Source organism: Micromonospora sp. NPDC049679, assembly GCF_040659735.1.
Classification (GTDB): Bacteria; Actinomycetota; Actinomycetes; order Mycobacteriales; family Micromonosporaceae; genus Micromonospora_I.
The window spans coordinates 89179-96173 of the sequence record NZ_JBFANZ010000023.1 but is presented as its reverse complement, the minus strand read 5'-3'; the positions used below and the strand labels follow the sequence as shown (position 1 = coordinate 96173).

Sequence of the window (6995 nt, the reverse complement as noted above, 5' to 3'; positions counted from 1 at the left end):
GCCTGGCCAACCTCGGCGGCGTCAACTCACTCAACCAGGCCCTGGTCGGCACCCTCGGGGTCGTCGTGCTCGCCCTCGCCATCGACCTGTGCCTGACGCTGCTCGGCACGCTGACGCAGCCCGGCCGTCGGGCCCGTTCCGCAGCCGCCCGTCGCGGTAGACGGCCTGACTCCGCGACCGCGCTGGCCGGCACCGCGTCCGCCGCCACCCCATTCAGAACCGAGGGAGGTCAATGATGACCGACGACGTGATGATCAGCCTCGAAAACGTCAGCAAGTCCTACCGGGGGCAGAAGGCTCCCGCGGTGGAGGACGTCTCCATGACGATCCGCCGCGGCGAAATCGTCGTGCTGGTCGGCCCGTCGGGCTGCGGCAAGACCACCACCATGAAGATGATCAACCGGTTGATTGAGCCCGGCAGTGGCCGGATCACGGTGGACGGCGCCGACGTGACCTCGCTCGACGCCACCGAACTGCGCCGCCGCATCGGCTACGTCATCCAGCAGGTCGGTCTCTTTCCGCACATGAGTGTCGCGACCAACGTCGGGTTGGTGCCGAAGATGCTCGGCTGGGACCGCCGCCGCATCGACGCGCGCGTCGACGAACTGCTCGATCTGGTCGGGCTGGAGCCGGGCCAGTTCCGTAACCGCCTGCCGCGCCAACTCTCGGGTGGGCAGCAGCAGCGCGTGGGCGTCATCCGGGCGCTGGCGGCCGATCCGCCGGTGATGCTCATGGACGAGCCGTTCGGCGCGACCGACCCGCTGACCCGCGATCGCCTGCAGAACGAGTTCCTGCGGCTGCAGGAGAAGCTGCAGAAGACCATCGTCTTCGTCACCCACGACTTCGACGAGGCGATCAAGATGGGCACCCGGATCGCGGTGCTCGGCGAGCAGTCCAGGATCCTCCAGTTCGACACTCCCGAACGGCTCCTCGCCGCACCGGCGGACACGACCGTGGCGCAGTTCATCGGCGCCGGCGCGTCGCTCAAGCAGCTCAATCTGCGCCGAGTCGAGGCGATCGAGTACGACGAGGCGCAGCTGGTCCGCTCCGATGAGTCTCCGGCCACGGTGCTGCGCCGGCTGGACGAGTCCGGCGACTGGGCGGTGCTGACCGTCGACGGTGAGCAGCGGCCGCTGCGGTGGGTCGGCCCGCGCGACCTCTCACCGGACCAGTCCAATCTCGACGGCGTCGGCCTCCCTGTGACGACCGTGGAGGCGCGGGCCACGCTGCATGACGCCCTCGACGCGATGCTCACCTCGAGCTGCGGCGCGACGGTCGTGGTCGACGACGCCGGCCGTTACCGCGGGGTCGTGGGCATCGACCGCCTCATGCGGGTCATCAGCGAGATGCGCGAGACCGAGCGCAGCCGCGACCGGGGCGTGACCGAAGCCCCGTACCGGCCGCCCGTGACGCCGAACCTCGACGCTGCGACCAATCCCGGCGGATCCCGGTGAGGACGACGGCGTCGCGCGACGCGGAGACGCTCGCGCCGCCGTCGCGCTGGCGCACCGTACTGCGCAGTCACTCGGCGATGCCGGTGGTGCTGGCCGTGGTGCTGCTCGCGATGTACCTCTGGGTCAACTCACTGCAGCTCGACGAGATCGAGCGACGCGTGCTCAACCCCGACACCCTGCTCCGGATGCTCGGCCAGCACCTGAAGCTCACCGCGGTGACCACCGTGATCGTGGTGATCGTCGCCGTCGGCGCCGGCATCCTGCTCACCCGCCCCGCGCTGCGGTGGCTCGCGCCGGCCGCCACGGGCCTGGCCAACATCGGCCAGGCCACCCCCGCGATCGGCCTGCTGGTCCTGCTCACCATCTGGCTCGGCATCGGCTTCACCACCGCCCTGATCGGGCTCGTCGCCTACGCGCTGCTGCCCGTGCTGCAGAACACCATCGTCGGCCTCAACCAGGTCGACCGGAAACTGATCGAGGCCGGCCACGGCATCGGCATGTCACCGCTCGCCGTCCTGACCCGCGTCGAACTGCCGCTCGCCGTACCCGTCATCCTCGCCGGCGTACGCACCGCGCTCGTCCTCACCGTCGGGGTGGCCACACTCGCCACCTTCATCAACGCCGGCGGCCTCGGTGGACTGATCGTGACCGGCATCAAGCTCCAGCGCACCCCCGTACTGGTCACCGGCGCGGTCCTCACCGCCGCGCTCGCGCTGCTGCTGGACTGGCTCGGCGGTGTGATCACGGAGCTATTCCGCCCCCGCGGGCTGGACTGACCGGCGCCCGAATCCCTGTTCTTCCGTTCCTACCGGCGCACCTGCGCCAAGGAGGCACTTCATGCTCGTCAGAAACCCCTATGCCCGCCTGTTGACCGGCGTCGCGCTCGCCGCCGTGGCGCTGTCGACGGGATGCTCGGTCACGACCGAGAACTCCGGCAACGAGGTGTCCGTCGGCACGGGTTCGATCAAGAAGGACGCGGCGCTCTCGGGCCAGACGATCGCGGTCGGCTCCAAGGACTTCACCGAGAACATCGTGCTCGGCCAGCTCACCATGGTGGCGTTGAAGGCGGCCGGCGCGACCGTGACGGACCGGACCAACATCAAGGGCTCAGTCAACACCCGCCAGGCACTGCTCTCGGGCGACCTCGACGTGTACTGGGAGTACACCGGCACCGCCTGGATCACCTACCTCAAACACACGGACCCGATCGCCGACTCGCAGCAGCAGTACGCCGCGGTGGTCACGGAGGACAAGGAGAAGAACAAGGTGGTCTGGGCCGCCCCCGCGTCGGCCAACAACACCTACTCCATCGCCGTGCGCGAGGACAAGGCCAAGGAGTGGAACCTCAAGACGCTCTCCGACCTGGCCGCGTTCACCAAGAGCAACCCCGCGCAGGGCACCTTCTGCCTGGAGAGCGAGTTCCTCGGCCGGAACGACGGGTGGCCGGGCCTGACCAAGGCGTACGGCATGTCGGTGCCGGCGGGCAGCGTCAAGAGCGTCGACACCGGGATCGTCTACACCGAAACCCAGAAGGGCACCTCCTGCAACTTCGGTGAGGTCTTCACCACCGACGGCCGGATCAGCAACCTCAAACTGGTCACCCTCGAGGACGACAAGAAGTTCTTCCCGATCTACAACCCCGCCCTGACGATCAACGGCGCCACCGCCGCCAAGTACCCGTCCCTGGCGACCCTGCTCGACCCGATCACCGCCAAGCTCGACGACGCCACCCTGCGCCAGCTCAACGAGCAGGTCGACGTCAAGGGCCAGCCGGCGGCGCAGGTCGCGGCCGACTGGATGAAGAAGCAGGGCTTCATCGCCTGACGGATCGCGGATGCTCCGACAACCGTGCAGAAGGCCGGTGGCGGCTGGCTGCACGACGGCGTGCACCTCGGCCTCGGACTCGCGACGTGACCGGTGACCGGCCGGGGTCCCCGTCGGGAACCCCGGCCGCTGCGCGTCGTGTCACCTGTCGGCGGGGGGGTTCGGAGCCGCAACAGCGGGTACGCGCTTCGGGTGGCCGAGACGCTGGAAGACGGGGACCTCTATCTCCTCTACCGCCCGCGCGTGGAGGAGCAGCAGGTGGAGTCGCTCGACGACGTGCAGCGGCTGCTGGTGGTGCTGCACCCGTGGTCGGGACGACGGCTCCTGCGACTTCTCGTGATCGGCAGGAAGCAGCTTCCGGAGATCGAGGAGCGGGAGCGCTTCTGGGGGTTCGTGGACACGGTGGTGGAGCGGCCCGAGCAGTTGCGGGAGGCGCTGGACGGGCGGACGTACGGGACCAGGACCCGCGGCGAGCGCCATCAGCCGGCCGCGCAGCCGGTGGCCGAGGGGGCGTACGTGATCGCCCGCCACGACGACCACTCGCATCTGGCGTACCAGCTCGAGCTGCCCCGCCGTTTCGGCGAGGCGCAGCAGGAGCTGAACATCGAGCCGGAGGCGAGCTACGTGGTCAGCGTGAAGAACCCGCAGGCGCCGTCGCCGCGCGGGGTCGGGCTGCCGGAATCCGAGAAGGGACAGCTCCCGTCGGAGTTGCAGGAGCGATTTCGCAATCGTCGCTTCGTGTCACTCGACCCACCCGACTTCCTCGACCATCCGGGCACGGAGCTGCTGCTGATCGGGGCGGCGCACGACGCGTCCGAGGAGTTGCGGCTCAACCTCGACGTGGAGGTGGAACGCGCGGCGCGCAGCACGATCTTCGACGATCTGGTCCTCGGCCGCGAGGAGCGGCCGGTGGAGCCGCTGTTCGAAGGCAGGTGGCGGTGAGCCCTGGGGGGGGTTGCCTTGATGCCGCAGATGAGGGGCGCATCACTTCATATACTAAAACTTTGCATAGCCTGCAACGTTGCGCTGTAGTCTCGCGCGGTGAGCCACGAATCGGCCGGGTCGGCGCTCGGCCGAAGAGAACGCAAGAAGCGACAGACCCGCGACGCGCTGATCGACGCCGCGCTCCGTCTGGTCGCCGAGCGTGGGCTGGAGAACGTGACGGTCGAGGAGATCAGCGAGGCCGCGGACGTCTCATCGCGCACCTTCTTCAACTATTTCGGCAGCAAGGACGAGGCCATCACGGGCGACCATGTGGTCGACGGCGTCGAGATCGGTGAACGCCTCGCCGCCATACCGCCGGAGATTCCCACCATCCACGCCATCCGGCTCGCGCTGGCTCCGACCGTCGTCCAGATGCAGACCGACCAGGAGCGCTGGTTCCTGCGTATGCAGGTCCTGACCAGCAATCCCGATCTCCTGCCCCGACTGCTCACCCGCAGCGCGGAGGCGGAGCGCGCGATGGTGGCCGCCGTCGCCGTGCGTACCGGCGTCGGTCCCGACCATGGCTATCCCCTGCTCGTGACCACGACCACCGGGGCCGCTTACCGCACCGCCATGATCCGGTGGGCGGCGTACGCCGGCACCGTGTCCCTGACCGAACTCGTCGACGAGGCCTTCGCCGACCTCGCCGCCGGCCTGCCCGACCCCGCTCGACCGCAAGCCTGACACTGACCGTCACACCACCATTGAGTTAGGACGCTTCATGACGACTGCCACCACGTCCGCCGATCCGGCCGGGATCGGCGATAACCCTCCGGAGCGGGCCGATAGCTCCGTGCCGGCGAAGATGTCCCGCCGCGAGGTGCTGCAGGCCCTCTCCGGCCTGCTGGTCGGCATGTTCGTCTCCATCCTGGCGTCGACGGTGGTGTCGAACGCGCTGCCGCGCATCATCGCCGACCTCAACGGCAGCCAGTCCGTCTACACCTGGATCGTCACGACCGAACTGCTCGCCATGACGGCCACCGTGCCGCTGTGGGGCAAGATGGCCGACCTCTACAGCCGGAAACTGCTCATCCAGCTGTCGCTCACCCTGTTCGCGGCGGGTTCGCTGATCGCCGGCTTCACGCCGAACGTCGAGGTGCTGATCGCCAGCCGCGTCGTGCAGGGCATCGGCGCCGGTGGCATGACCGCGCTCGCCATGATCGTGATGGCGGCGATGATCCCGCCCCGTGAGCTGGGCCGCTACTCCGGCATCTTCGGCGCGGTGTTCGGCATCGGCACCGTCGCCGGCCCGCTGATCGGCGGTGTGCTCGTGGACACGTCGTGGCTCGGCTGGCGCTGGTGTTTCCTGCTCGGCGTGCCGTTCACCCTGCTGTCGATCGCGCTACTGCAACGCACCCTGCACCTGCCCGTCGTACGCCGTGAGGTTCGCATCGACTGGCTCGGCGCCCTGCTCATCACCACGGGCGTCTCCACCCTGCTGGTGTGGTCGACCCTGGCCGGCAACAAGTTCGACTGGGCGTCGGGGTGGACCGCGGCTCTGGTCACCGCCGGTCTCGTCATTCTCGCTCTGGCGGTGTTCGTCGAGTCCCGCGCCGCGGAGCCGATCATCCCGCTCGACATCTTCCGCAACCGCACGGTGGCGCTGGCCACCCTCGCCAGCGTGCTCGTCGGCGTCGCCATGTTCGGCGGGACGGTGTTCCTCTCGCAGTACTTCCAGATCTCGCTCGGCAAGTCGCCCACCGTGGCGGGCCTGATGAGCCTGCCGCTGATCTTCGGGCTGCTCGTCTCCTCCACCGTGGCCGGACAGATGATCACGAAGTACGGCCGGTGGAAGGCGTACCTGGTCGCCGGTGGCGTGATCATGACGGTCGGCATGCTGCTGTTGGGCACCATCGACGCGCACACCAGCGTGCTGCTCCTGTCGCTCTACATGGCCGTCCTCGGCGTCGGCGTCGGCATGCTCATGCAGAACCTGGTCCTCGCCGCACAGAACGACGTGCCGGCACACGAGCTGGGTGCGACGACCTCGGTCCTCACGTTCTTCCGCAGCATGGGCGGGGCGATCGGCGTGAGCGCGCTCGGCGCGGTCCTCGCCAGCCGGGTGACCAGCCTGATGACGGAGAAGCTCGGTCCGCTCGCCGCCGGCGGCGGATCCGGCACCGCCGAGGTGCCCGACCTGGCCACCCTGCCCGCGCCCGTGCTGCAGATCGTGCAGGAGGTGTACGGGACGGCGACCGCCAACCTGTTCCTCGTCGGCGCGCCGATCGCGTTCCTGGGCCTCATCGCCGTGCTGTTCATCAAGGAGAAGCCGCTGTCCAACCTCAGCGGCGACGAGCGGCGGGCGCAGGAGGAGGCGGCCGGCGCGCTGCCGCACTGACAGCCGCGTGTGACAGAAACGGCCGGCCCTTCGAGGCCGGCCGTTTCCGTTGCGCATTCAGTGGCGTTCCAGGATGACCACCGGGATCTCCCGCGGCGCCTTGGCCGCGTACTCGTCGTACGTCGGGAAGATCCCCGCCTTCGGCTCCCACAGGCGTGGTCGTTCCTCCGCACCGGCCGCCCGGGCCGTGGCGATGAAGTTGTCGGCCTTCACCTGGACCCCGACCTCCGGCTCGGCGAGCAGGTTCGCTGCGTTTCCATTGCCGAGAGCACTCGTTTAATTCAGCATCGGGAATTCGAGGCAATCGCGATGCGCGCACCCGCGGATTCGTCAGGCGACGGCGCCCTGGCGGGCTCACGCTGAGCGGCATCGGCCGCGCGGGCCGGAGCGGGGGTG

At 69.0% G+C, this 6995-nt stretch carries 7 protein-coding genes and 1 pseudogene; 7 read left to right on the top strand and 1 reads right to left on the bottom strand.

The features are described 5' to 3' along the window. From AB0J06_RS17005 to AB0J06_RS16975, 7 genes and pseudogenes are all read left to right on the top strand, one after another. Nucleotides 1–236 (top strand): annotated as a pseudogene (locus AB0J06_RS17005) (hypothetical protein); the annotation flags it as partial. Next, entirely contained in the window at nucleotides 236–1453 is a 1218-nt protein-coding gene (locus tag AB0J06_RS17000) for an ATP-binding cassette domain-containing protein (RefSeq protein WP_357429424.1), read from the top strand. The pseudogene AB0J06_RS17005 and the gene AB0J06_RS17000, both read left to right, overlap by 1 nt. Then, nucleotides 1450–2229, top strand: a complete 780-nt coding sequence (locus tag AB0J06_RS16995; protein WP_357429422.1) for an ABC transporter permease — start codon at nucleotides 1450–1452, stop codon at nucleotides 2227–2229. Before AB0J06_RS17000 ends, AB0J06_RS16995 begins: the two co-directional genes overlap by 4 nt. Nucleotides 2230–2290: 61 nt before the next feature. Next, nucleotides 2291–3277, top strand: coding sequence for a glycine betaine ABC transporter substrate-binding protein (locus AB0J06_RS16990; protein WP_357429420.1), 987 nt, complete (start codon nucleotides 2291–2293; stop codon nucleotides 3275–3277). A gap of 192 nt (nucleotides 3278–3469) precedes the next feature. Continuing rightward, a complete protein-coding gene (locus AB0J06_RS16985; RefSeq protein WP_357429418.1) occupies nucleotides 3470–4219 on the top strand; it encodes a hypothetical protein in 750 nt (249 codons plus the stop codon). Nucleotides 4220–4318: 99 nt separating this feature from the next. Beyond that, nucleotides 4319–4945 (top strand): TetR family transcriptional regulator, encoded by a 627-nt coding sequence (locus AB0J06_RS16980; protein ID WP_357429416.1) that lies wholly within the window; start codon nucleotides 4319–4321, stop codon nucleotides 4943–4945. 121 nt (nucleotides 4946–5066) lie between these two features. Next, entirely contained in the window at nucleotides 5067–6599 is a 1533-nt protein-coding gene (locus AB0J06_RS16975) for an MDR family MFS transporter (protein ID WP_357429433.1), read from the top strand. Between the two features lie 57 nt (nucleotides 6600–6656). Here the strand turns inward: AB0J06_RS16975 and AB0J06_RS16970 are convergent, their stop codons facing one another. After that, nucleotides 6657–6842, bottom strand: a complete 186-nt coding sequence (locus AB0J06_RS16970; protein WP_357429431.1) for a nitroreductase/quinone reductase family protein — start codon at nucleotides 6840–6842, stop codon at nucleotides 6657–6659. Between the last annotated feature and the right edge of the window lie 153 nt (nucleotides 6843–6995).